Annotated in this window: 18 protein-coding genes and 2 pseudogenes; 12 read left to right on the top strand and 8 right to left on the bottom strand. The window is 73.5% G+C overall.

What is annotated here, in order from left to right:
• Positions 1-18 precede the first annotated feature (18 nt).
• Positions 19-672 (bottom strand): TetR/AcrR family transcriptional regulator, encoded by a 654-nt coding sequence (locus tag ACOBQU_RS03730; RefSeq protein ID WP_423624465.1) that lies wholly within the window; start codon positions 670-672, stop codon positions 19-21.
• A gap of 54 nt (positions 673-726) precedes the next feature.
• On the opposite strand from ACOBQU_RS03730, the gene ACOBQU_RS03725 reads away from it, so the two are divergent.
• From ACOBQU_RS03725 to ACOBQU_RS03705, 5 genes and pseudogenes are all read left to right on the top strand, one after another.
• Positions 727-1,512 carry an SGNH/GDSL hydrolase family protein gene (locus ACOBQU_RS03725; RefSeq protein ID WP_423624464.1) on the top strand — a complete coding sequence of 262 codons (786 nt, stop codon included), beginning with the start codon at positions 727-729 and terminating at the stop codon, positions 1,510-1,512.
• Positions 1,509-1,739, top strand: a complete 231-nt coding sequence (locus ACOBQU_RS03720) for a hypothetical protein (protein ID WP_423624463.1) — start codon at positions 1,509-1,511, stop codon at positions 1,737-1,739. The genes ACOBQU_RS03725 and ACOBQU_RS03720 overlap by 4 nt, the downstream gene beginning before the upstream one ends.
• A 405-nt stretch (positions 1,740-2,144) precedes the next feature.
• Entirely contained in the window at positions 2,145-2,300 is a 156-nt protein-coding gene (locus ACOBQU_RS03715; RefSeq protein ID WP_423624462.1) for a hypothetical protein, read from the top strand.
• Positions 2,301-2,449: 149 nt separating this feature from the next.
• Positions 2,450-2,773: an SH3 domain-containing protein gene (locus tag ACOBQU_RS03710; RefSeq protein WP_423624461.1), complete on the top strand. Its 324-nt coding sequence runs from the start codon at positions 2,450-2,452 to the stop codon at positions 2,771-2,773.
• A 206-nt stretch (positions 2,774-2,979) separates the two neighbouring features.
• Positions 2,980-3,677 (top strand): annotated as a pseudogene (locus ACOBQU_RS03705) (MBL fold metallo-hydrolase).
• 3 nt (positions 3,678-3,680) lie between these two features.
• On the opposite strand, the gene ACOBQU_RS03700 reads toward ACOBQU_RS03705, so the two are convergent.
• Both ACOBQU_RS03700 and ACOBQU_RS03695 read right to left on the bottom strand, forming a co-directional pair.
• Positions 3,681-5,231: an acyl-CoA synthetase gene (locus ACOBQU_RS03700; protein WP_423624460.1), complete on the bottom strand. Its 1,551-nt coding sequence runs from the start codon at positions 5,229-5,231 to the stop codon at positions 3,681-3,683.
• 93 nt (positions 5,232-5,324) lie between these two features.
• Complete coding sequence (locus ACOBQU_RS03695) at positions 5,325-6,431, bottom strand: nitronate monooxygenase (RefSeq protein WP_423624459.1); 1,107 nt, start codon at positions 6,429-6,431, stop codon at positions 5,325-5,327.
• A gap of 202 nt (positions 6,432-6,633) precedes the next feature.
• Between ACOBQU_RS03695 and ACOBQU_RS03690 the strand changes: the two genes are divergently transcribed.
• On the top strand, positions 6,634-7,875 hold the full coding sequence (locus ACOBQU_RS03690; RefSeq protein WP_423624458.1) for an FAD-dependent oxidoreductase: 1,242 nt from the start codon (positions 6,634-6,636) through the stop codon (positions 7,873-7,875).
• Between the two features lie 19 nt (positions 7,876-7,894).
• On the opposite strand, the pseudogene ACOBQU_RS03685 reads toward ACOBQU_RS03690, so the two are convergent.
• The 4 genes and pseudogenes from ACOBQU_RS03685 to ACOBQU_RS03670 all read right to left on the bottom strand — a co-directional run bounded on the left by ACOBQU_RS03685 (position 7,895) and on the right by ACOBQU_RS03670 (position 13,359).
• Positions 7,895-9,135, bottom strand: a pseudogene (locus ACOBQU_RS03685) (amidohydrolase).
• A 27-nt stretch (positions 9,136-9,162) separates the two neighbouring features.
• Entirely contained in the window at positions 9,163-9,657 is a 495-nt protein-coding gene (locus ACOBQU_RS03680) for an HAD domain-containing protein (RefSeq protein WP_423624457.1), read from the bottom strand.
• 69 nt (positions 9,658-9,726) lie between these two features.
• Entirely contained in the window at positions 9,727-10,833 is a 1,107-nt protein-coding gene (locus ACOBQU_RS03675) for a YihY/virulence factor BrkB family protein (protein ID WP_423624456.1), read from the bottom strand.
• A gap of 141 nt (positions 10,834-10,974) precedes the next feature.
• Entirely contained in the window at positions 10,975-13,359 is a 2,385-nt protein-coding gene (locus tag ACOBQU_RS03670; RefSeq protein WP_423624455.1) for a penicillin acylase family protein, read from the bottom strand.
• Between the two features lie 204 nt (positions 13,360-13,563).
• On the opposite strand from ACOBQU_RS03670, the gene ACOBQU_RS03665 reads away from it, so the two are divergent.
• The 3 genes from ACOBQU_RS03665 to ACOBQU_RS03655 all read left to right on the top strand — a co-directional run bounded on the left by ACOBQU_RS03665 (position 13,564) and on the right by ACOBQU_RS03655 (position 17,535).
• Positions 13,564-15,066, top strand: coding sequence for an acyl-CoA synthetase (locus tag ACOBQU_RS03665; protein ID WP_423624454.1), 1,503 nt, complete (start codon positions 13,564-13,566; stop codon positions 15,064-15,066).
• Between the two features lie 114 nt (positions 15,067-15,180).
• Positions 15,181-15,738 carry a PadR family transcriptional regulator gene (locus ACOBQU_RS03660; protein ID WP_423624453.1) on the top strand — a complete coding sequence of 186 codons (558 nt, stop codon included), beginning with the start codon at positions 15,181-15,183 and terminating at the stop codon, positions 15,736-15,738.
• A 75-nt stretch (positions 15,739-15,813) separates the two neighbouring features.
• Positions 15,814-17,535: an acyl-CoA dehydrogenase family protein gene (locus tag ACOBQU_RS03655; RefSeq protein WP_423624452.1), complete on the top strand. Its 1,722-nt coding sequence runs from the start codon at positions 15,814-15,816 to the stop codon at positions 17,533-17,535.
• A gap of 151 nt (positions 17,536-17,686) precedes the next feature.
• On the opposite strand, the gene ACOBQU_RS03650 is transcribed toward ACOBQU_RS03655, so the two are convergent.
• Positions 17,687-18,634 (bottom strand): methionyl-tRNA formyltransferase, encoded by a 948-nt coding sequence (locus tag ACOBQU_RS03650; RefSeq protein WP_423624451.1) that lies wholly within the window; start codon positions 18,632-18,634, stop codon positions 17,687-17,689.
• Positions 18,635-18,872: 238 nt separating this feature from the next.
• On the opposite strand from ACOBQU_RS03650, the gene ACOBQU_RS03645 reads away from it, so the two are divergent.
• The 3 genes from ACOBQU_RS03645 (at position 18,873) to ACOBQU_RS03635 (ending at position 22,000) form a co-directional block, all read left to right on the top strand.
• A complete protein-coding gene (locus tag ACOBQU_RS03645) occupies positions 18,873-19,928 on the top strand; it encodes a FecCD family ABC transporter permease (RefSeq protein WP_423624450.1) in 1,056 nt (351 codons plus the stop codon).
• A gap of 118 nt (positions 19,929-20,046) precedes the next feature.
• A complete protein-coding gene (locus ACOBQU_RS03640; RefSeq protein WP_423624449.1) occupies positions 20,047-21,108 on the top strand; it encodes a FecCD family ABC transporter permease in 1,062 nt (353 codons plus the stop codon).
• A 52-nt stretch (positions 21,109-21,160) separates the two neighbouring features.
• Positions 21,161-22,000: an ABC transporter ATP-binding protein gene (locus ACOBQU_RS03635; protein WP_423624448.1), complete on the top strand. Its 840-nt coding sequence runs from the start codon at positions 21,161-21,163 to the stop codon at positions 21,998-22,000.
• Positions 22,001-22,003 lie beyond the last annotated feature (3 nt).

Raw genomic sequence — 22,003 nt, 5'->3', positions numbered from 1 at the left:
ACAGAAGCTGACGGCTGATCAGCCCGGCGGCGTGAGCAGGCCCTCCACCACCCGGCGCGCCTTGTCCACCGCGCCCGTGTCGCCGAGGCGCAGCGCGATGTTCGCGGCCGTGAGCACCGCGTCGATCTGGAACGCGGCGAGATCGGTGTCGAGCGCGGCGATCTCCCCGGTGTCGACGGCGTGCCGCAGCTCCCGCGCCAGCAGCGCCAGCCACTCCTGGTGGTGGCCGAACAGGGCGTCGTGCACCGGCCCCGGGCGGCTGTCGAAGTCGGGGCGGTTCGCCGCCCAGAAGCAGCCGCCGGTGAACAGCGGCGCCGTCGCGTACCCGATCCAGCTCTCCAGGAGCGCCCGCAGGCGCGCGGCGCCGTGCGGTGTGCCCGCCACCGGCCGCACCACCGCGTCCACGAACGCGTCCCGGGCCGCCTCGACCGCGGCGAGTTGAAGCTTCTCCTTGGACCCGAAGAGCGTGGCGACACCGCTCTTGCTCAGGCCGAGGTCGGTGGCGAGCCGCCCGATGCTGAGTCCGTTGAGCCCCTCCAGGGAGGCCACGTCGGCGGCGTGCCGGGCGATCGTCCGCCGCGTGCGGGCACCGCGCAGCAGGCGCCGGTCGGTCGTCGCCCCGCCCGGGGCGCGCGTCGGGTTCGGGGGCGGGGGTGCTGCTGGCTCACTCATGCGGCCATCCTCCCATGCCTTGCAGAGAAGTACGAACGATCGTACGGTCACTTTGTGACCACGACAGCGCACGACCCCGCCGCCCCCGCCGATCCCTCCCCTCTGACCGAGGAGACCGACCCGCCCTCTCCTCTGACCGAGGAGACCGACCCGCTCTGCCTGCCGCCCGCCCGCGCCGCCGAACTCCTCGCCGCGGCGCCCTGGCGCCGCTTCGCCGCCCTCGGCGACAGCCTCTCCGCGGGGGTCGGCGACCCCAGCCCCGGCTACGCGTCCCTGGGCTGGCCCGACCGCCTCGCCGACGTCCTGCGCCGCGTCCGGCCCGACCTCGCGTACCACAACACGGGGGTGGTCGGGGCGACGGCCGAGCAGACGCTCGCCGACCAGCTCGACGCGGTCGCCGCGTTCCGGCCGGACCTGCTGCACGTGTCGTGCGGCGCCAACGACCTGTTCCGGCGCAAGCTCGACTTCGCCCTCCTGGAGAAGACCCTGCGGCTCGTGTACGAGCGCGCCGCCGCGACCGGCGCGCGGCTCACCACCTTCGCCTTCGGCAGGGCCTTCGCGGTCCCCTCGGTCCCCGACTGGGGCGACCGGATACGGGCTCTGAACGCCCTCATCAGGGAGCTGGCCCGCACCCACGACGCCGTCCTGGTCGACTTCTGGGACCACCCCCTCAATACCCGGCCGAACCTGCTGAGCGCCGACCGCATCCACTTCAACGCATCGGGCCAGGCCATCGTCGCCGCCGAGCTGGTCAGGGAACTGGCCGCGCTGCTCGCGCGGACCGACCCCCGGCGTGCCGACCTGCGCGGCACCGGCGGCGGGCGCACGCTGGAGGCATGACAGCAGCACAGGGACCACCCATCGTCGTGCACCGCCCGTCCCCGACGGGCGGCCGCCGCGTGGAGGTACGCGGCCAGCCCGTCGGCCTCGCCCACGACCTGGCGGACGTCGCCGAGTTCCTCCGCCGGGCGGGCCTGGACGTCGACCCCGTGGAGATCGCCGTGTCACCGCTGATCGACTGGCGCGGCGGCGGACCTGAGGAGTGGGAGGCGGACGACGGGAGTTGAGCCCCCGCGTCCCTCACCCGGCAGGCCTCAGCGCACCGCGCCGGGGCCTGCCGCACGCTCGAAGCCTCCCGCCCCCGGGGCCCGTTCGGCGCGGCTGTCCAGACTGTCAAACTTCGCCGCGCCCGTTTGTACACATACGGCTCATGACGGAACCCCAGGTCGGAGCGGTAGCCTGGTCAGGACGTCACCACGGGGCCGCGCACACGGGCGGAAGCCCGAAGCGCGCTGTTCGCGCAGCGGTGCCGGACCGGCCGCGGCCGAGAGCGCACCGCTCTTCGCGCACGCGGCCCCAGTGTTCCTTCCCGGGCGGCGAAAGAGCTCCCACTGCGCCTCCTGGCTCGCGACCTGCGGCGCGGTGAGGGCCCAACGCCGGGAATCCCACCCGAATCGACGAGGGGTACTCCCATGAGTGAGTCTACGGACGCCAACCGCTTACCACGACGTGCCGCATGGACCCGCAGAGCCAGGGGCCTCCTGGCGCACGCCGCGAGGGGCGCCGCGTACTCCTCGGGGAGCGCGGCACTGTCCGCGCTGGTGCTGTGGTGGCAGAGCCGCCACTGACCGGCGGCGGAGCGACGGCGGCGGGAGATCCGCCCCACGGGTGGATTGCCGGGCGTCGGCCACCTCCAAGGGGGACGGCGTCACGTGCCGCGGTGAAGCCGTGCGGCAGAGTGCCACTGCCAGCCCATTCCCCGAACCAAGGAGCTGACATGGCCAAACGTGCCGCAGCAGTGGCCGCGGCGGCGATCATCGGCCTGACGGCGGTGTCCGCCGCCACGGCGTCGGCCGCCGCCGTCCCGTCGAAGACGACCGGAGCGCCCGCCGCGCACCAGTCCTTCGCCCACGTGTGCACGGTCAACGACAATGGAGTCAACTACCGGGGCGGACCAGGCCCGGAGTACCCGGTCCTCGGACAGGTCAACCGGGGGCAGAACCTCAACTACCGCGGCCACCAGGGCAACTGGGTCATGGGTGACCTGTGGGGCGGCGCCACCGGAGTGTGGATCCACACGGCCTACCTGGACAACTGCTGAACCCGGCCCTGTGACAGGGCGCGGCGGCGTCCAGGCACCGAAGACGGCCTGGGCGCCGCCGCGTTCATGAGCGTCCATGGGAGCCCATGGGGGTTCATGAGAGCGGTGTGCGAGGGGTGCCGTTCCGGCCGGGCTCCCGGTACTCCTCGCTTCGCCCGTCGCGTAAACCCGTCGCCTCGCGCCGCTCCGCTTGCGACGATCTCCCCATGGCGACGACCGTGGCGATACGCCGACTCGACCTGGGATACTTCGTGCGGCCCGCGGGGGAGACCGGAGGACCGGAGCCCCGGGTGGAGCCCGCGCTGGCCTATCTGGTGCGGCACGCGCGGGGGTACCTGCTGTTCGACACCGGCATCGGGGACGCGGGCGCCGAGACGGAGGCGCACTACCGGCCCCGGCGGCGATCGCTGCCCGAGGCCCTGGCCGCCGCCGGGGCGAGCCTCGCCGACGTCTCCCTCGTCGTCAACTGCCATCTGCACTTCGACCACTGCGGGGCAACCCGCACTTCGCCGGTACCCCCATCCTCGTCCAGCGGACCGAACTCGCCGCCGCCCGCGAACCGGGCTACACCGCCCGGCAGTTGGTGGACTTCCCCGGTGCGGTGTACGAGGAGCTGAGCGGCGAGGCGGAGGTCTGGCCGGGGGTGCGGGTCGTGCCGACGCCCGGGCACACGGCCGGGCACCAGTCCCTGGTCGTCGACCGCGGCGACGGTGAGGTGGTGCTCGCGGGGCAGGCGCGCGACACCGCGTCCCAGTTCGCCGCGGACCAGCTCGCCCTGCGGGCGGAGCGCGACGGCGTCGGCCCGCCGCTGCCGTCGTACCCGGAGTGGCTGGAGCGGGTCGCCGACGCGCGGCGGGTGTGCTTCGCCCACGACCACGCGGTGTGGGACCGCGCCGGTGTCTGAGCGTCACACGGGGCGCTCCCTGCCCTCCCAGTACGGCTCGCGCAGCCGTCGCTTGTAGAGCTTGCCGTTGGGGTCGCGCGGCAAGGCCGCGACGAAGTCCACGCTCCTGGGCCGCTTGTAGCCCGCGAGGTGCCGCGCGCAGTGGCGCAGCAGGTCCGCGGCGAGGGCGTCGCCCGGTGTGTGCCCGTCGGCGGCCTCCACGACGGCCTTGACCTCCTCGCCCCAGTCGTCGTGCGGGACGCCGAACGCGGCGGCGTCGGCGACGGCGGGGTGGGCGAGCAGCACGGACTCGATCTCGGCCGGGTAGATGTTGACCCCGCCGGAGATGATCAGGTCGATCTTGCGGTCGCGCAGGTAGAGGTAGCCGTCCTCGTCCAGATAGCCCAGGTCGCCGACGGTGAAGAAGTCACCGATGCGGTTGTCGCGGGTCTTCGACGCGTCCTTGTGGTACGAGAATCCGCCGGTGGTCATCTTCATGTGGACGGTGCCGAGTTCCCCGGGCGGCAGCCGGTTGCCGTCGTCGTCGAAGACGGCGAGTTCGCTGATGGGCCAGGCCCTGCCGACCGTGCCGGGCCGCTTGAGCCACTCCCGTGCGGTGGCGAAGGCGCCGCCGCCCTCGCTGGCCGCGTAGTACTCCTCGACGCACTCGCCCCACCACTCGATCATCGCCCGCTTCACCTGCTCCGGGCAGGGCGCCGCCCCGTGGATGGCGTGCCGCATCGACGACACGTCGTACGCCGCCCGCACCTCCTCGGGCAGCGCGAGCAGCCGGTGGAACTGGGTCGGCACCATGTGGGTGTGCGTGCACCGGTGGGCCTCGATCAGGCGCAGCATGTCGCGGGGCGTCCACTTGTCCATGACGACCAGGGGATGGCCGATGTGCAGGGCCGCGCCCGCGAACTGGAGGACCGCCGTGTGGTACAGCGGCGAGCACACCAGGTGCACGTTCCCGTCGAACGGCCTGATGCCGAAGAAGCCGAGGAAGCCGCCGAGGTGGGACTCCTCCGGGAGTCTGCCGGGCAGCGGGCGACGGATGCCGCGGGGCCTGCCGGTGGTGCCGGAGGTGTAGTTCATGACCCAGCCGAGGGTGCGGTCGTCGGGCGCCGACTCGCGCTGCCCGGCGAGGAGTTCGGGGTAGGGGCGGAAGCCGGGGACCTCGCCGACGGCGTAGCGGTGCGTGGCCGGGAGCCCCGCCTCGTCGGCCGCGGCGACGGCGGCGTCGGCGAACCGCTCGTGCGCGATGAGCGCTTTGGCGCCGGAGTCGGAGACGATCCAGGCGACCTCCGGGCCGACCAGGTGGTGGTTGACGGGGACGAGGTACAGGCCCGCCTGCGTGGCGGCCAGATAGGCGGTGAGGAGTTCCACGCCGTTGGGCAGGACGGCGGCGAAGGCGTCGCCGCGCCGCAGGCCCGCGGCGCGCAGCCCGTGCACCAGCTGGTTGGCGGCGGCGTGCAGCCGCCCCGCGGTCCAGCGGGACCCGTCCGGCGCGGTGAGGACGACGCGGTCCGGGTCGGCGTCGGCCTGGGCCCAGAAGCCGTTGGGTGGGGTGCTCATGGGGCTGCCTCCTCGGTGGCGTGGCGTCGCGTGGCATCCAGGGGGCGCCGCCCGGTGCGGCGGCGCGTGATCCGTGCGGTGCGCCGTACGGCGTCACCCGCCCCGCTCGGCGATGCGGTGCAGGCGCTCCACGGCCCGCTCGAAGCCCCGGGTCAGGTCGTCGAAGACGGCCTGGACGCCGCGTTCGCCGGTCATCCGGCCGACGATCTGCCCGACGGGCGTGCCGAGCAGCGGCTCCACCTCGTACTTCTGGATGCGGGACACGGCGTCGGCGACGAGCAGCCCCTGGAGCGGCATGGGCAGCGGCCCCGGGCCCGCCGGGTCGTCCCAGGCGTCGGTCCACGCGGTGCGCAGCTGCCGTGCGGGCTTCCCCGTCAGGGCGCGGGAGCGCACCGTGTCGCCGGACTCCGCGGCGAGCAGCTTCTCGGTGAGGGCGCGCGAGCGCAGCTCGGCCTCCGTGGTGGTCAGCCACAGGGAGCCCAGCCAGACGCCCTGGGCGCCGAGCGCGAGCGCCGCCGCGATCTGCCGCCCGCTGCCGATGCCTCCGGCGGCGAGCACCGGCAGCGGCGCGACGGCGTCGACGACGTCGGGCGTGAGCACCATCGAGGCGATCTCACCGGTGTGGCCGCCCGCCTCGTAGCCCTGCGCGACGACGACGTCGATGCCCGCGGCGGCGTGCTTGCGGGCGTGCCGGGCGCTGCCCGCCAGGGCGGCGACGAGGACGCCGTGGTCGTGGGCGCGGGCGACGACGTCGGCGGGCGGTGAGCCGAGCGCGTTGGCGAGCAGCTTGATCGGGTAGTCGAAGGCGACGTCGAGCTGCCCGCGGGCGACCTCCTCCATCCAGCCGGTGATGCGCCAGCCGGACGCCTCCCCGTCGGCCAGCTCGGGCACGCCGAACCGGGCGAGGACGTCCTTGACGAACTGCCGGTGGCGCTCGGGGATCATCGCCTCCACGTCGGCCTCCGTGACCCCTTCGACCTTCTTGGCGGGCATCACCACGTCCAGGCCGTAGGGGCGCCCGTCGGCGTGCTCCTGCACCCAGTCGAGGTCGCGCGCGAGGTCGCCGGGCGCCGTGTACCGCACCGCGCCCAGCACCCCGAAGCCCCCCGCCCTGCTGATCGCGGCGGCGACGGCGGGGAACGGCGTGAAGCCGAACACGGCGTACTCGGCGCCGAGGCGGCTGCTCAGCTCGGTCTGCATGCGCGCAGGATGCCGCAGCGGCCCGGCCGACGGAAGACACTTTCTGATACAGCGTCAGATTTCTTGGCCGCGACCGCCGCGTGGGCCCCGCCGCCCTCGGCTAACCGATCGGTCAGACTGCTGACCGATCGGTCAGACTGCTGACCGATCGGTTAGAGTGCTCGCGTACGACGCTCGTACACGACGAGGGAGGACGTGAACCATGGAGCGCACGACGTGCTGTGTCGTGGGGGGCGGACCCGCGGGGATGATGCTCGGTCTGCTGCTGGCCCGCGGCGGGGTGGACGTGACCGTCCTGGAGAAGCACGGGGACTTCCTGCGGGACTTCCGCGGGGACACCGTGCACCCGTCGACGCTGCGGCTGCTCGACGAACTGGGCCTGGGCGAGCGGTTCGCCCGGCTTCCGGCGCGCAGGCTGCACGAGATGCGGATGCACATCGACGGCAGCACGGTCGTCGCGGGCGACTTCCGCCGCATCCCCGGCCGCCACAAGTACATCGCCATGGTCCCGCAGTGGGACTTCCTCGACCTGCTGGCCACCGCCGCCGCCAAGGAGCCGCACTTCAGCCTGCGGATGCGCACGGCGGTGACGGGACTGCGCAGGGACGCGGCGGGCCGGGTCACCGGCGTCACCTACACGTCCGACGACGGCGGCGCGGGCGAGCTGGACGCGGACCTCGTGGTCGCCTGCGACGGGCGGGACTCGCTGGTGCGGGACGCGGCCGGGCTGCGGCCCGACTACGTCGACGTGCCCATGGACGTCTGGCAGGTGCGGGTGCCCGCGCCGCGCGACGAGCTGAAGAGCGGGCGGGTGTTCCTCAGCGTCCGCGACGGCCAGGTCGCCGCCACCATGGACCGCGGCGACTACTACCAGACCTCCTACCTCATCGCGAAGGGCGCGGACGCCGCGCTGCGCGCCCACGGCGTCGACTGGTTCCGCGACCGCCTCGGGGACCTGCTCGGCTGGGACCGGGACGCGACCGGTGAGATCCGCTCCTGGGACGACGTGAAGCTCCTGGAGGTCACCATGGGCCGGTTGCGCCGCTGGTACGCCGACGGGCTGCTCTGCATCGGGGATGCCGCGCACATCATGTCGCCGGTCGGCGGTGTCGGCGTCAACCTCGCGGTCCAGGACGCCGTCGCCGCGGCCCGCATCCTCGCGGCCCCGCTGCGGCGCGGCACCCTCACCGTCGCCGACCTGCGGCGGGTGCAGAAGCGGCGCTGGCTGCCCATGGCGGTGACACAGAAGTCCCAGCAGGGCGAGCACGACATGCTGGTGGGCCCCGCCCTGGCCGGAACCCTCCGGGGCGACCGGCTGCCGCCGCCGTTCAGGCTCCTCCAGAAGGTGCCGCCGCTGCGCACGGTGACGGCGTACCTGGGCGGCGTGGGCGTACGGCCCGAGCACGCGCCGCCGTTCGCGCGAAGGGCGCCCGAAGCGGCGTGACTCCGGGGCGCGGCCCGCTTCACCCGGCGGCGGCCAGCCACTCCAGGGCCGCCGCCGTCAGCGCCGTCACGCCGGTGGTGAGCGTCGGCTCCGGGACGGGGGCGAAATGGGGGAGTGGTTGGACGGGACGTCCTGGTCGATGGTCCCCGCGGCCGCCGCGGCGGCGTACCGGCCGGGGTCGCAGCCGCCGAACAGCCAGTAGCACAGGGGCGCTCCGGACGCCGTGCCGAAGGCGCCGACGTCCTCGCTCCCGGTCACCGGCCCGGGGTCGATCACCTTGTCCGCGCCGAGCACCGCGGCGATCGCGCCCATGGTGCGCGCCACCGCCGCCGCGTCGTTCTCCACGGCCGGGAAGGCGTCGAGCACCGTGAACTCCGGCTCCCGGTCCGCCCCGGCGACCAGGGCCTCGCCGCGCACGATCCGCTTCACCGCGGCGTGCACCCGGGCCCGTACGCCCTCGTCGTACGTACGGATGCTCAGCCGCAGCTCGGCCCGGTCCGGGATGACGTTCGCCGCGTCGCCCGCGCGCAGCGCGCCGACCGTGACCACCGCCGTCTCGCCGCCCGGCACCTCCCGGGACACGACCGTCTGGAGCCGCATCACCGTCGCCGCGGCCATCACCACCGCGTCGACGGACGTCTCGGGCCGCGAACCATGCCCGCCCCTGCCGTACATGACGACCCGCCAGGAGTCGGACGCCGCGAACGCCGGGCCCGCATGGCAGGCGACGGTGTCCGCCGCGAACGGCGCCACGTGCTGCCCGAGGACCACGTCGGGCCTGCCGAAGCGCTCGAACAGCCCGTCGTCGACCATCGCCCGCGCGCCGCGCCCGGTCTCCTCCGCGGGCTGGAACACGGCGACGAGGCGCCCGCGCCACGTGGCCCGCGCGTCGGCCAGCAGCCTTAACGCGCCCAGCAGACACGTCACGTGCATGTCGTGACCGCAGGCGTGCATGACGCCTTCGGTGCGCGACGCGTAGGGCAGCCCGGTCCGCTCGGTGACCGGCAGCGCGTCGCAGTCGGCCCGCAGCAGCACGGTCGGGCCCGGCCCGTGGGCGAGGACGGCCACGACGCCCGTGCCGCCGACCCCCCTCGTCACCTGGTACCCGTACCGCTCGGCGCGGCGCGCGATCTCGGCCGCGGTGCGGTGCTCCGCGAAGGCCGGTTCCGGGTGGGCGTGCAGGTCGCGGTAGAGCGCGGTGAGTTCCCCGCGGACGCCGTCGAGCCCGGCGAGCGCCGCTGGTTCGCGGACCGTGTCCATGTCCGTCCTCCTCGCTCCGCCGTACGGTCACCGGGCGCGCAGCCACGCGTCGAGCGCGACGAAGTCCGCGTCCGTCAGTCCCCGCCGCGGGTCGACGCGGTGCGCCAGCGCGGGCGCCGCGTAGTGGTCGGCGACCCACGCGCGGTCGGCGTCGGTGATCTCGTCGTCGACCCAGGCGAAGGGCCGCCCCGCCGCCCACGCGCACAGACCCCGCGTCTTCCAGTGCACCCCGCCCACCCCCTCCTGAACACCCTCACCGCCGCCTTCGGCACCCGGCCAGCTCACGACGGGCAGCGGCCCCAGGCCCAGGCGCGGCGCCACGCAGGCGTTGGCGTCGTCCATCCAGGTGGTGGCCCACACCAGCTCGCACGGCAGCGCCGCAAGACGCGGACCGTGAGCGGGGTCGACCCGGGCCAGCAGCGGGTTCCCCTCGTCGTCCGGCGACACGGGAGCCGCGGCCCCGCCGAAGGGGATGAGGGGGCCGTCGACGTCGAGGAACAGCAGAGGGCGGGGTCCGTTCACCGCAGCACGGTATCCCCGCGCGGGCCGGTACGGGGAGCGGTCCGGGGCCGCGCTTCCCGGAACGGTGGGTCAACTGGGCTTCTTCCGGGGCCACTTGCGGGTGTCGCGTGGTTCCACGTATGGCTCGCGCGTCTCCGGCAGGCCCCCGCTGATCGCCCGCTGCCGGGCCAGTTCGGCGTCGAACTCCAGGCCGAGCAGCACCGCCAGGTTGGTCAGCCACAGCCAGACCAGGAAGACGACGACGCCCGCCAGCGTGCCGTACGTCTTGTTGTACGAGCCGAAGTTGGCCGCGTACAGCGCGAAACCGGCGGAGGCGACCAGCCACAGGAAGACGGCGAGGGCGCTGCCCGGGCTGAGCCAGCGGAAGCCCGCCGTACGGGCGTTGGGCGCCCGCCAGTACAGCAGCGCGATCATCAGCACCACCAGGGCGAACAGGACCGGCCACTTCAGCACGGACCACGCGGTGACCGCCGCGTCGCCCGCGCCGAGGGCGTCACCGGCGCGCTCGGCCAGCGGCCCGGTGAACACCACGATGAGCGCGCTGGCCGCGAGCAGCACCAGCAGCACCACGGTGAGGCCGATGCGCAGCGGCGTCAGCTTCCAGACGGGGCGGCCCTCCGCCATGTCGTAGACGGCGTTGGCCGCGCGGATGAACGCGGCCACGTACCCCGAAGCGGACCACAGTGCCGCCGCCAGGCCGAGCAGGGCCACCACACTGCTGGCGCCGCCCCTGTCCTGCAACTGCCTGACCGCGTCGGTCAGCAGGTCGCGCACGGGCCCCGGCGCCAGCTTCTCCAGGTTGTCCAGGACGGTACGGGTGGCCGACTCGCCGATCACGCCGAGCACGGACACGAGGACGAGCAGCGCCGGGAACAGCGACAGCACCCCGTAGTAGGTGAGGGCCGCGGCACGGTCGGGCAGGTCGTCGTCCATGAACTCCGAGACGGTGCGGCGCAGCACCGCCCACCAGGAGCGGGCGGGCAACTGGCCCGGCTCGTCGGGGGCCGCCGCCTCCACCTCGGGCCCCGGGCCGGGATCCGGCGGCGCCTTCTCCCCGCCCGTGCCGTGCGCGCCGCCCGTGCCGTGCGCCCCGTCCCTGTCTGGTGCCCCGTCCGTGCCCCGCGCGGGGTCCGGTGCCGTGGTGCGCCCTCGGTCCTTCTCGTCTCCCTCTGTCATACGGGCGCGGGTTACCCCGGTGGGCCCCGCCATTCCGGTCCGTGCGCCCGGCCGCGCGGATGGTGTCGCGTTCGGGGCGGCGCACGCCCGTGAGGGGGGCGCGTCAGCGGGCGAAGCCCCCTCACGGGTGTGCCGGGCCGGTCAGCGCTCGCGCACCGAGACCGTCCTCATGTCCGGCGCCTCGCGGATGTCCTTCTCGCAGAACCGCCACGTCACCCAGCGCTTGGCGGCGTACAGCCGGGTCTGGTCGCTGGAGTGCGGGGACGTGGGGTCGGAGGACTGGGAGTAGGACAGGAGGGTGCGGGCCCGGGGGCAGGCGGAGGCGTCCCAGCCGACGGCCTGGAGGTGGCTGGTGCCGTGCCGGATCTCCGTATAGGCGCCGCTCCGCGGGTCCCACTGCCCGTCGATCTTGTTCCAGACGCCCAGGGACTCCGTCCCGCCGTGGACGGGCAGCCGCTCGCCGCCCCGGACGGCGTACTGGTGGTCGCCGAGCCGGGCGTCGAGCGGGACGCCCGCCGCCCTCAGCTCGGCGACCGCGTCGGCGAGCGCGGTGGCGAAGCCGGGGTCGTCCGTGTTGAGCGTGTGCGGGGTGCGCACCGGGTCGGACGCGGAGAACGGCACCTTCCACCGGCGCGCGTCCGGCACCTTCGCCGTGAGCGCGCGCCAGAAGCGGTCGAAGAACAGCGCGCCCCGGCTGTGCGGGTTCATCGTGCGGTCCCAGGACTTGAGCACCGCGCAGGCCTCGCGTACGTCGACGGCCTTGCCGTCGCTGGTCGTCGCCGTTTGGGAGGGGAGCGCGGCGCAGGCCCGCGCGGCGTCGGCCGCCGCGAGGTCACCGGCGGGCGCGCGGTTGGCGAACTGCTGCCGCTGGAGGTCCCGGACGGTCAGGCCGCCGCGCTCGGCCATCGCGGCGACGTCCTCGATGGCGCCGCGGGTGCGCGCGGAGCGCTGCGTGCCGACGGTGCCGAAGATCCGCTCGTACCCGGTGAGGGGCCGGTCGGCGTTGGACAGCCAGGCGCTGTCGTTGGAGTTCTCCGCGTACGGGGCGTCCCGCAGTGTCGGCGCGCGCGACGGGCCGAAGACGCCCGGCTGCACGGCGTCCTTGTCGGAGCCGAGCGCGCAGGAGCGGCGCGCGCCGTCCAGGACGGCGACGCCCGACGCCGGGTAGGTGAGCTTGCCGAGCGCCGTGGAGCAGCGCGCGGCGAGGCCGTCGGTGACGCGCGGCAGGACCTGCGACTGGGTGAGCAGCGAGTGGCCGTTCCGGTCGGCGGCGACGGTGTTGACCCACGGCAGGCCCTGGGTGCGGCGCAGCGCCCGCTGGACGTCCCCGACGGAGCGGGACGCGGCGAAGCCGAGGGCGGTGTCGCTGCCGCGCAGGTTGGCCGCGTTGGGGTCGTTCAGGGCGTACGCGGTCCTCGCCGTCCAGGGCAGGGCGAGGTCGGGGCCGAGCGCGGAGACGACCGGGCCGTAGCGGGTCCACCACTGGGTGCGGGTCACCGGCGGTCCGTCCTTGACCGGCACGGTCACCGTGCGCCGCGTCATCCGCTCGCGCCTGCCGTCGACGACGTACGCGGTGGGGTCGGCCGGGTCCAGGGTCAGCTGGTGCAGCGTGAAGGGGACGCCCGTGGCGACCGTGTGGCTCCACGCCACCCGGCCGTTGAAGCCGATGCTGACGCTCGGCATGCCGATCAGGGTGCCGCCCGCGACGTTCAGCTCGCCGGGGATGGTCTGCTGCGCCTGCCAGAAGCGGCGGCCGCCGTGCCAGGGGTAGTGCGGGTTGCCGAGCAGCAGGCCCCGGCCGCCCGCGGTGGTCGCGCCGCTGAAGGCCACCGCGTTGGAGCCCATGTCGGCGTCGGCGGGGGAGAACGCGCGGCGGACCGCCTCGGCCGTGCGGCGCGTGCCGGGGGCTTCGGGCGCGCCCGTGGCGCCGGGGGGCCGCGCGGCGGTGATGCCGTCGACGGCCCGCCCCTGACCGCCGAGCACGGCGATCGCGAACCCGAGCCGGGCCTGGTCGAGGGCGGTGACCGGCCGCACCCAGGCGGCGCCCGCGCACGCCGGGTCCGTGACGCGGTGCTGCCGCAGCCAGGCGTTGTAGCCCGCGGCGAAGCCGCGCATCAGCTCCCTGGCCGCGCGGCTCGGGCCCTGGGGCGCGGGCTGCTTCAGTAACCGCTCGACGGTGCCCGCGGCCCGGACCCCGCGGAAGTACTGGTCGCTCGCGAGGTTCGTGCGCGCCGACGACAGCTGGCCGCCGGGATCGCCGTCGGGGCCGAAATGGCGCGAACGCTCGCCGCGCACGGTGAGATAGCTCTCCGCGAGGACGCAGACCTGGTCGGCGGCCTGCGCCCAGCCGGTGCCGAAGCCCAGGTCGGCGTAGCTGTCGGCGCGGATGTGGGGGATGCCGTACTCGGTGTAGCGGATGGTGGCGGACAGGCCGCCGCCCGACGGGTGGGCGTCGCCGCGGGGTGCGGCCGCCTGGGCGGGCGGCAGCAGTGCCGCCGCGGTCACGAGGGCCGCGCCCAGCGTCATGAGGGGTCTGGTGTGGAAGCGCACGATGCCTCCCAAGTGGTGCGAGATGAGGGGTTGTTGGAGCGTACCAACCGGTATGCCGCCTGTCCGGGCACGTCGGACGGCGGCGCGGGCACGATGGCTGGAACGCGCCGTGCGCGCCGCACGCGGCCCGGCGGCGGCACGCGTCTTGACCGCGGGCGGAGCGGCCCGGAGGATCACGCCATGACGACGGGTGCACACGGCGACACGGTCGACGCGATCCTGCGGCGCAGCGCGCGCCGCACCCCGGACCGCACGGCGCTGCGGTACGGCGACCGGGCGTGGACGTACGCCGAGCTGGACGACGCGGTGTCCCGCGCGGCCCGCGTGCTGCGCGAGGCCGGGCCCGCCCGGGGCGACCGCGTCGCCGCCTACGGCCACAACTCGGACGCCTACGTCATCGCCTTCCTCGCCTGCGCCCGCGCGGGCCTGGTGCACGTCCCCGTCAACCAGAACCTCACCGGCGACGACCTGGCGTACCTCGTCCGGCAGTCCGGCAGTACGCTCGTCCTCGCCGACCCCGGCCTCGCGGACCGCCTGCCGGACGGCGTGCGGACGCTGCCGCTGCGCGACGCCGCCGACTCGCTCCTCGCCCGCCTGCCCGCCACGGCCGCGTACGACGGTGAGGCGCCCGGCGGGGAGGACCTCGCCCAGCTCCTGTACACCTCCGGCACCACGGCCCTGCCCAAGGGCGCGATGATGACGCACCGCGCCCTGGTGCACGCGTACATGAGCGCGCTGCACGCCCTGGACCTGCGGGGGACCGACCGGCCGGTGCACTCGCTGCCGCTCTACCACTCGGCGCAGACGCATGTGTTCCTGCTGCCGTACCTGGCGGTGGGCGCCGAGAACACGATCCTGGACGCGCCCGACGCCGTACACATCTTCGACCTGGTGGAGGCGGGGCGCGCGGACAGCCTCTTCGCGCCGCCCACCGTGTGGATCGGCCTGGCGCAGCACCCCGAGTTCGCCACCCGCGACCTGAGCGCCCTGCGCAAGGCCTACTACGGCGCGTCGATCATGCCCGTGCCGGTCCTGGAGCGGCTGCGGTCGCGCCTGCCGGGGCTCGCCTTCTACAACTGCTTCGGGCAGAGCGAGATCGGCCCGCTCGCCACCGTCCTCGGGCCGGACGAGCACGAGGGGCGCCTGGAGTCGTGCGGGCGGCCCGTGCTGTTCGTCGAGGCGCGGGTCGTCGACGCGTCCGGCACCGAGGTGCCCGACGGCACCCCGGGTGAAGTCGTCTACCGCTCGCCGCAGCTGTGCTCGGGCTACTGGGACAAGCCCGAGGAGACCGCCGAGGCGTTCCGCGGCGGCTGGTTCCACTCCGGTGACCTCGTGGTGCGCGACGCCGAGGGCTACTTCACGGTCGTCGACCGGGTGAAGGACGTCATCAACTCCGGGGGAGTGCTCGTGGCCTCGCGGCAGGTGGAGGACGCCCTGTACGAGCACCCCGCGGTCGCCGAGGCCGCGGTGATCGGGCTGCCCGACGCCCGCTGGATCGAGGCGGTGACCGCCGTCGTCGTCCCCGCGGGCGAGGTCACCGAGGCCGACCTCGTCGCCCACACCCGCGAGCGGCTGGCCGCCTTCAAGGCACCCAAGCGGGTGGTCTTCGTGGACGCCCTGCCGCGCAACGCCAGCGGGAAGATCCTCAAGCGGGAACTGCGGGACCGCTTCGCGGACGACTGAACCCGCCGCGGCCCCCTTCTCCCGTCGCGAGCAGCCTCGTAGGCCCAGGTGAGCCGCGTCTCACCTGGGCGGCGGCACTTGTCTATGCAACGAGTTGCATAGAACGATGCGGGCATGGCGCTTGAGCACGCGATCCTCGTCTCCCTCCTTGAGCGGCCGGGCTCCGGCTATGAGCTGGCCCGGCGCTTCGACCGGTCCATCGGGTACTTCTGGGCCGCCACGCACCAGCAGATCTACCGCGTCCTCAAGCGCATGGAGAGCGCCGGGTGGGTCGAGGTGCGCGAGGTGGCGCAGCGGGACCGGCCGGACAAGAAGGAGTACTCCGTGGCCGCTTCCGGCCGCGACGCCCTCTCCGCCTGGCTGCACGAGCCGATCGAACCGGAGAGCGTCCGGCACGAGCTGGCCGTGAAGATCCGCGGCGCGGCCTTCGACGACCCGGCCGCGCTGATCGACGAGGTGGAGCGGCACCGCGCGGCCCACGCGGCGCGCCTCGCGCACTACCTGGCGGGGGAGCGCCGCGACTTCACCGGCCCCGAGGCCCCCGCGGCGCTCGACACCGGGCAGCAGCTCCAGCACGCCGTGCTGCGCGGCGGCATCGCGTACGAGCGCATGACGCTCGACTGGCTCGACGACGTGCTCGCCACGCTCCGCCGCCTCGGCGCCGAGGGCTGACGCCCCCGGCCCCGGGCGCCGACCCTTCCCCTGGTCCCACCATCCCCACGTCCCGCGCAGGAAAGGCGAATCCCCATGGCCGACCCCCTCCTCTTCCACCCCCACACCTACGACCCGAGCCACTTCGACCCCGAAACCCGCAGGCTGCTGCGCGCCACGGTCGACTGGTTCGAGGCGCGCGGCAAGCGCAAGCTGATCGAGGACTACCGCTCGCGCGCCTGGCTGGCGGAGTTCCTGGAGTTCTCCGCCAAGGAAGGGCTGTTCGCGACCTTCCTCACCCCGGCCGCGGCCGCCGACGGGCACGAGGACAAGCGCTGGGACACCGCCCGGATCGCCGCGCTGAATGAGATCTTCGGCTTCTACGGCCTCGACTACTGGTACGCGTGGCAGGTCACCATCCTCGGCCTCGGCCCGGTCTGGCAGAGCGACAACGCCGCCGCCCGCGCCCGCGCCGCCGAACTCCTCGACCAGGGCGAGGTGTTCGCCTTCGGCCTGTCCGAGAAGACGCACGGCGCCGACATCTACTCCACCGACATGCTCCTGGAGCCCGACGGCCGGGGCGGCTTCCGCGCCACCGGCTCCAAGTACTACATCGGCAACGGCAACGCCGCCGGGCTCGTCTCCGTCTTCGGCCGCCGCACCGACGTCGAGGGCCCCGACGGCTACGTCTTCTTCGCCGCCGACAGCCGCCACGAGGCGTACCACCTGGTGAAGAACGTCGTCGACTCCTCGAAGTACGTCAGCGAGTTCCGCCTGGAGGACTACCCGGTGCGCGCCGAGGACGTGCTGCACACCGGCCGCGCCGCCTTCGACGCCGCCCTCAACACCGTCAACGTGGGCAAGTTCAACCTGTGCACCGCCTCGATCGGCATCTGCGAGCACGCGATGTACGAGGCCGTCACGCACGCCCACCACCGCGTTCTCTACGGCCGCCCCGTCACCGCCTTCCCGCACGTGCGCCGGGAGCTGACCGACGCCTACGTCCGGCTCGTCGGGATGAAGCTGTTCAGCGACCGCGCCGTGGACTACTTCCGCTCCGCGGGCCCCGACGACCGCCGCTATCTGCTCTTCAACCCGATGACGAAGATGAAGGTGACCACGGAGGGCGAGAAGGTCATCGACCTGATGTGGGACGTGATCGCGGCCAAGGGCTTCGAGAAGGACACCTACTTCGCGCAGGCCGCCACCGAGATCCGCGGCCTGCCCAAGCTGGAGGGCACGGTCCACGTCAACCTCGCCCTGATCCTGAAGTTCATGGGCAACCACCTGCTCGCCCCGGCCGAGTACCCGCCCGTGCCGACCCGCCTGGACGCGGCCGACGACGCCTTCCTGTTCCGGCAGGGCCCGGCCCGCGGCCTCGGCGCCATCCGCTTCCACGACTGGCGCGCCGCCTACGACGCGTACGCCGAGGTGCCCAACGTCGCCCGCTTCCGCGAACAGGCCGACGCGCTCTGCGAGTTCGTCACCACGGCCGCCCCCGACGAGGCGCAGAGCCGCGACCTGGACCTGCTCCTGGCCGTCGGCCAGCTCTTCGCTCTGGTGGTGCACGGGCAGCTGATCCTGGAGCAGGCCCGTCTGACCGGCCTGGACACGGACGTCCTCGACGAGCTGTTCGCGGTCCTCGTACGGGACTTCTCCGCGCACGCGGTCGAGCTGCACGGCAAGGACTCCGCGACCCGGGCCCAGCAGGGCTGGGCCCTTGCCGCCGTGCGGCGCCCCGTCGTTGACGGGGCCCGCTCCGCGCGGGTGTGGGAGCGGGTCGCTGCGCTGGCCGGGGCGTACGAGATGACTCCGTAACTTCCGGTGCGCCCCCTAAGGGGCGCGGGGAACTGCGCGACCAGCCCAAGAAAAGCCGCAGACGCGTCTGCGTGGTCACCCAGCAGGCGCGTCTGCGGCTGTGTCCGTGGCTGAGCGCGCAGTTCCCCGCGCCCCTTTCGGGGCGCTGGTGTCAGGGGCGGCTGGTGAGGTAGCCGCCCATCGACGTGAAGTACTCGTTCGCGGTCAGCTCACGGCCGTCCTCGGTGCGTACGCGCGTGATGGCGAGGCCGTGGTTGCGGCCGGTGCGGGCGTCCGCTCCGGCGACGATCACGACGCCGTCGCCCTCGCGGTAGAAGATGCGGCCGGGCGTGCCGCCGTAGCGGCCCTTGGAGACGTCCGCCGCGAGGACTTCGAGGCGCTTGCCCTTGTGGAAGGTGAAGGCGCTCGGGTACGGCTCGGACTGGGCGCGCACCAGGCGCTCCAGGTCCTCGGCGGGCCAGGTCCAGTCGATGCGGATGTCGTCCTCGGACCGCTTGTGGAAGAAGCTCGCCTGGGAGCGGTCCTGCGGGGTGAAGTCCGTGTCCCCGGCGGCGATGCGGTCCAGGGCGGCGACGGTCACCGGGGCGATGAGATCCACCGTCTTGTGGAACAGGTCGGTCGCGGTGTCCTTCGGCCCGATCGGGACCGCCTCCTGCCGGACGATGTCACCGGCGTCCAGCTCGTCGTTCATCATGTGCGCGGTGACGCCCACCTCGGACTCGCCGTTGATGAGGGCCCAGATGATCGGGGAGAACCCGGCGTACTTCGGCAGCAGCGAGTCGTGGACGTTCAGCGTGCCGTGGCGCGGCAGGCCGAAGATGCGCGGGGGGATCCAGGTGCGCCAGTTGTTGGCGACGATGATGTCCGGGTCCGCTGCCTTGAGGGCCTCGAACAGCTCGTCGTCGTCGGGGCGGTTGCGGATCAGCACCGGGACGTCGTGCTGTTCGGCCAGGTCGGCGACCGAGTCGCTCCAGATCTTCTCGTAGGCGTGGTCGCTCTTGGGGTGCGTCACGACCAGGACCACGTCGTGCTCGGAATCCAGGAGGGCCTGAAGGGTCCGGTGCCCCCAGGTCTGATAGCCGAACATGACGACCCGCATGGGGTTCCTCCTCAGGGCAGGGATTGATCGTCGTCAGTAAAGCAAGGCTTCCCTTAGTAATCAATGTGCACCCTGGGCGTCACCGCTGGCAGGTAGTCGCTCCAAGTAGTCCGATTTGTCCGTCGACACCTGTGCCCGTTTAACTTAGGCTCACCTAAACTCCATTGTGTGGCGTTCCGTCAGCGCGCCCAGAGGGCCCGAGCGTCCCCCATGGATCAGAGGGATAACGTACTTCGACATGAGCACGACTGAACTGGCGCGGCCCGCGCCCGTGGGCACGGAGGTTCGCCGACGGCGGGTCACGGGGCTCGGCCTGCTGCTGGTGGTCCTCACGGTCGCGGCGATCGCCTCCCTGGCCGTCGGCGCACGGGCGTTGACCCCCTCCGAGGTGTGGCACGGACTGTTCGCCGGACCCGAGGCCGACCAGCGGCTCAACGAGATCAGGCTCATCGTGCAGACGGTGCGCGTCCCCCGCACGGTGCTCGCGATCGTGGCGGGCATCGCCCTCGGAGTCGGCGGCGCCCTCATCCAGGGGTACACGCGCAACCCCATCGCGGACACGGGCCTGTTGGGCGTGAACGCGGGCGCGTCGTTCGCCGTCGTGTCGGCGGTCACCCTGTTCGGGCTCTCCAACCCCTTCCAGTACGTGTGGTTCGCGTTCGTGGGGGCGGCGGTCGCCGGTGTCGTGGTGTTCGGGCTCGCGTCCATCGGGCGCGGGGCCGGGAACCCGCTGACGCTCGCCCTGGCCGGGCAGGGCCTCACGGTGTTCCTCACGGCGATGGCCACGGCGGTCGCACTGTCGGACCAGGCCGCCCTGAACGCCTTCCGGTTCTGGAACTCCGGCTCCGTCGCCGGGGTCAAGTTCGACGTCATCTGGCCGATCGCCGGATTCGTCTCCGTCGGCCTGGTGCTCGCCGCGGTCACGCTGCCCGCCGTCAACCTGCTCAACCTGGGCGACGACGTGGCCCGCGGCCTCGGCGTGAACATCGCGCTGAGCCGGACCGTCGGCATCGCCGCCATCACGCTCCTCGCGGGCGCGGCCACGGCGGCCTGCGGCCCCATCGCCTTCCTCGGCCTCATGGTCGCCCACGTCGCCCGCCACCTGACCGGCCCCGACTACCGCTGGCTGGTGCCCTACGCGGGTCTGCTCGGCGCGGTCGTGCTGCTGGTCTGCGACATCCTGGGCCGACTGGTGGTGCGGCCGGGCGAGCTGGACGCCGGAGTCGTGGTCTCCCTCGTCGGCGCCCCGTTCTTCGCGGTCCTGGTGTGGCGCGGAAAGTTCAAGAACGCATGACGCGGCGGCGCGGAGAGCCCCACGGCGGCGAAGAGTCCACGAGCGGCGAAGACCCCCACGGCGGCGGAGAGTCCACGAGCGGCGAAGAGCCCCACAGCGGCGGAGAGTTCGAGAGCGCATGAACGGGACAGAAGTGAAGCCGACGGTGGCGCCGGGCGTGCGGCTCGGCAGCGTGTCGTTCGTCTGGCGGCCGTGGCTGGTGCTCGTGACGCTGCTGCTCGCGGCGGCGACCTTCCTGGTGTTCTGCCTGTCCATCAGCACGGGCGACCTCCCCATCGGGCTGCCCCAGGTGATCGCCACCCTCTTCGGACAGGGCGAGCGCGTCGACGAGTTCGTCATCATGGACCTGCGGATGCCCCGGGCCCTGGCCGGGCTCGTCGTGGGCGTCGCGCTCGGCGTGTCCGGCGCCATCACTCAGTCCGTCGCGCGCAACCCGCTGGCCAGCCCCGACATCCTGGGCATCACCGGCGGCGCCAGCGCCGTGTCGGTGTTCCTGGTGACGGTCTCCGGCGGGGCGAGCGCGGCGGTCGCGGGCACCCTCGGCCTGTCCACCGCGGCCCTCGTCGGCGGCCTCTGCACGGGCCTGCTCGTCTACTTCCTGGCCTGGCGGCGGGGGATCGACGGCTTCCGGCTCATCCTGATCGGCATCTCCGTGAGCGCCGTCATGGAGGCGCTCACCACCTGGCTGCTGACCACCGCCGACATCAAGGACGTGGCCCGCGCCCAGGCATGGCTGGTGGGCTCCCTGGACAACCGCTCGTGGGACGAGGTGTGGCTCGCGCTGTGGGGCACCCTCGCCGTCCTGGTCGTCGTGGCGGGCGTCGCCTTCCAGTTCAAGCCCCTGCACTTCGGGGACGAGGTCGCCGCGGGCCTGGGCGTGCGCTACACCCGCGTGCGCGCCGTGCTGCTCCTGTGCGCCGTGCTGCTGGCCGCGTTCGCGGTGAGCGCGGCGGGCCCGGTGCCGTTCGTCGCGCTGGTCGCCCCGCAGGTGGCGATGCGCCTGGCGCGCTGCCCCACCCCGCCGATGGTCGCCTCGGGCCTGGTGGGCGCGCTGCTGCTCATCGGCTCCGACCTCGTCGCGCGGACGGCCCTGTCGGTGACACTGCCGGTCGGCGTGGTCACCGCCGCGTTCGGCGGCCCCTTCCTCATCTACCTCCTGGTGCGGGCCAATCTGAAATAGCTGGTACAAAGGTGAGGCAAACCTAAATAAATGCATGGAACGAGGGGGGCCTGTGGTCGCTCAGTACATCACCGAGACCGAGTCGAAGGTCGATGAGGCCTCGCGGCTCGCCGCCAGGGGCGTCACCGTCGGCTACGGCGCCCGGACCGTCATCGACGGCCTCGACGTGGCGATACCGCCCGGCGTGATCACCACGATCATCGGCCCCAACGGCTGCGGCAAGTCGACCCTGTTGCGCACCCTCGCCCGCCTGCTCAAGCCGACCAGGGGCTCGGTCGTGCTCGACGGCGACGACATCGCCAAGCTGAAGACCAAGGACGTGGCGAAGAAGATGGGCCTGCTGCCGCAGGCGCCCGTCGCCCCGGAGGGCCTCACCGTCGCCGACCTGGTCGCCAGGGGCCGCCACCCGCACCAGAGTTGGCTGCGCCAGTGGTCGTCGGACGACGCCGCCGTGGTGGAGCGGGCCCTGGCCATGACCGGCGTCTCCGACCTCGCCGACCGGCCCGTGGACGCCCTCTCCGGCGGTCAGCGCCAGCGCGTGTGGATCTCCATGACCCTGGCCCAGGGCACCGACCTGCTGCTCCTCGACGAGCCCACCACCTACCTCGACCTGGCCCACGCCGTCGACGTGCTCGACCTGGTGGACGACCTGCACGAGTCGGGGTGCGCCGTGGTGATGGTGCTGCACGACCTCAACCTCGCGACGCGCTACAGCGACAACCTCATCGTGATGAAGGACGGGACGGTCCTGGCGCAGGGGCATCCGCGCGACGTCATCACCGCCGATCTGCTGTACGAGGCCTTCGGCTTGCGCGCCAAGGTGATCGACGACCCGGTGGGCGACCGCCCGCTCATCGTGCCGATCGGCCGGACCCACGTCCTGGCCGACTGAGCC

Source organism: Streptomyces sp. G45, assembly GCF_049542095.1.
In the GTDB taxonomy this organism is placed as follows: Bacteria; Actinomycetota; Actinomycetes; order Streptomycetales; family Streptomycetaceae; genus Streptomyces.
The sequence above is the reverse complement of the archived record's forward strand: the minus strand, read 5'-3'. Positions and strand labels throughout refer to the sequence as shown.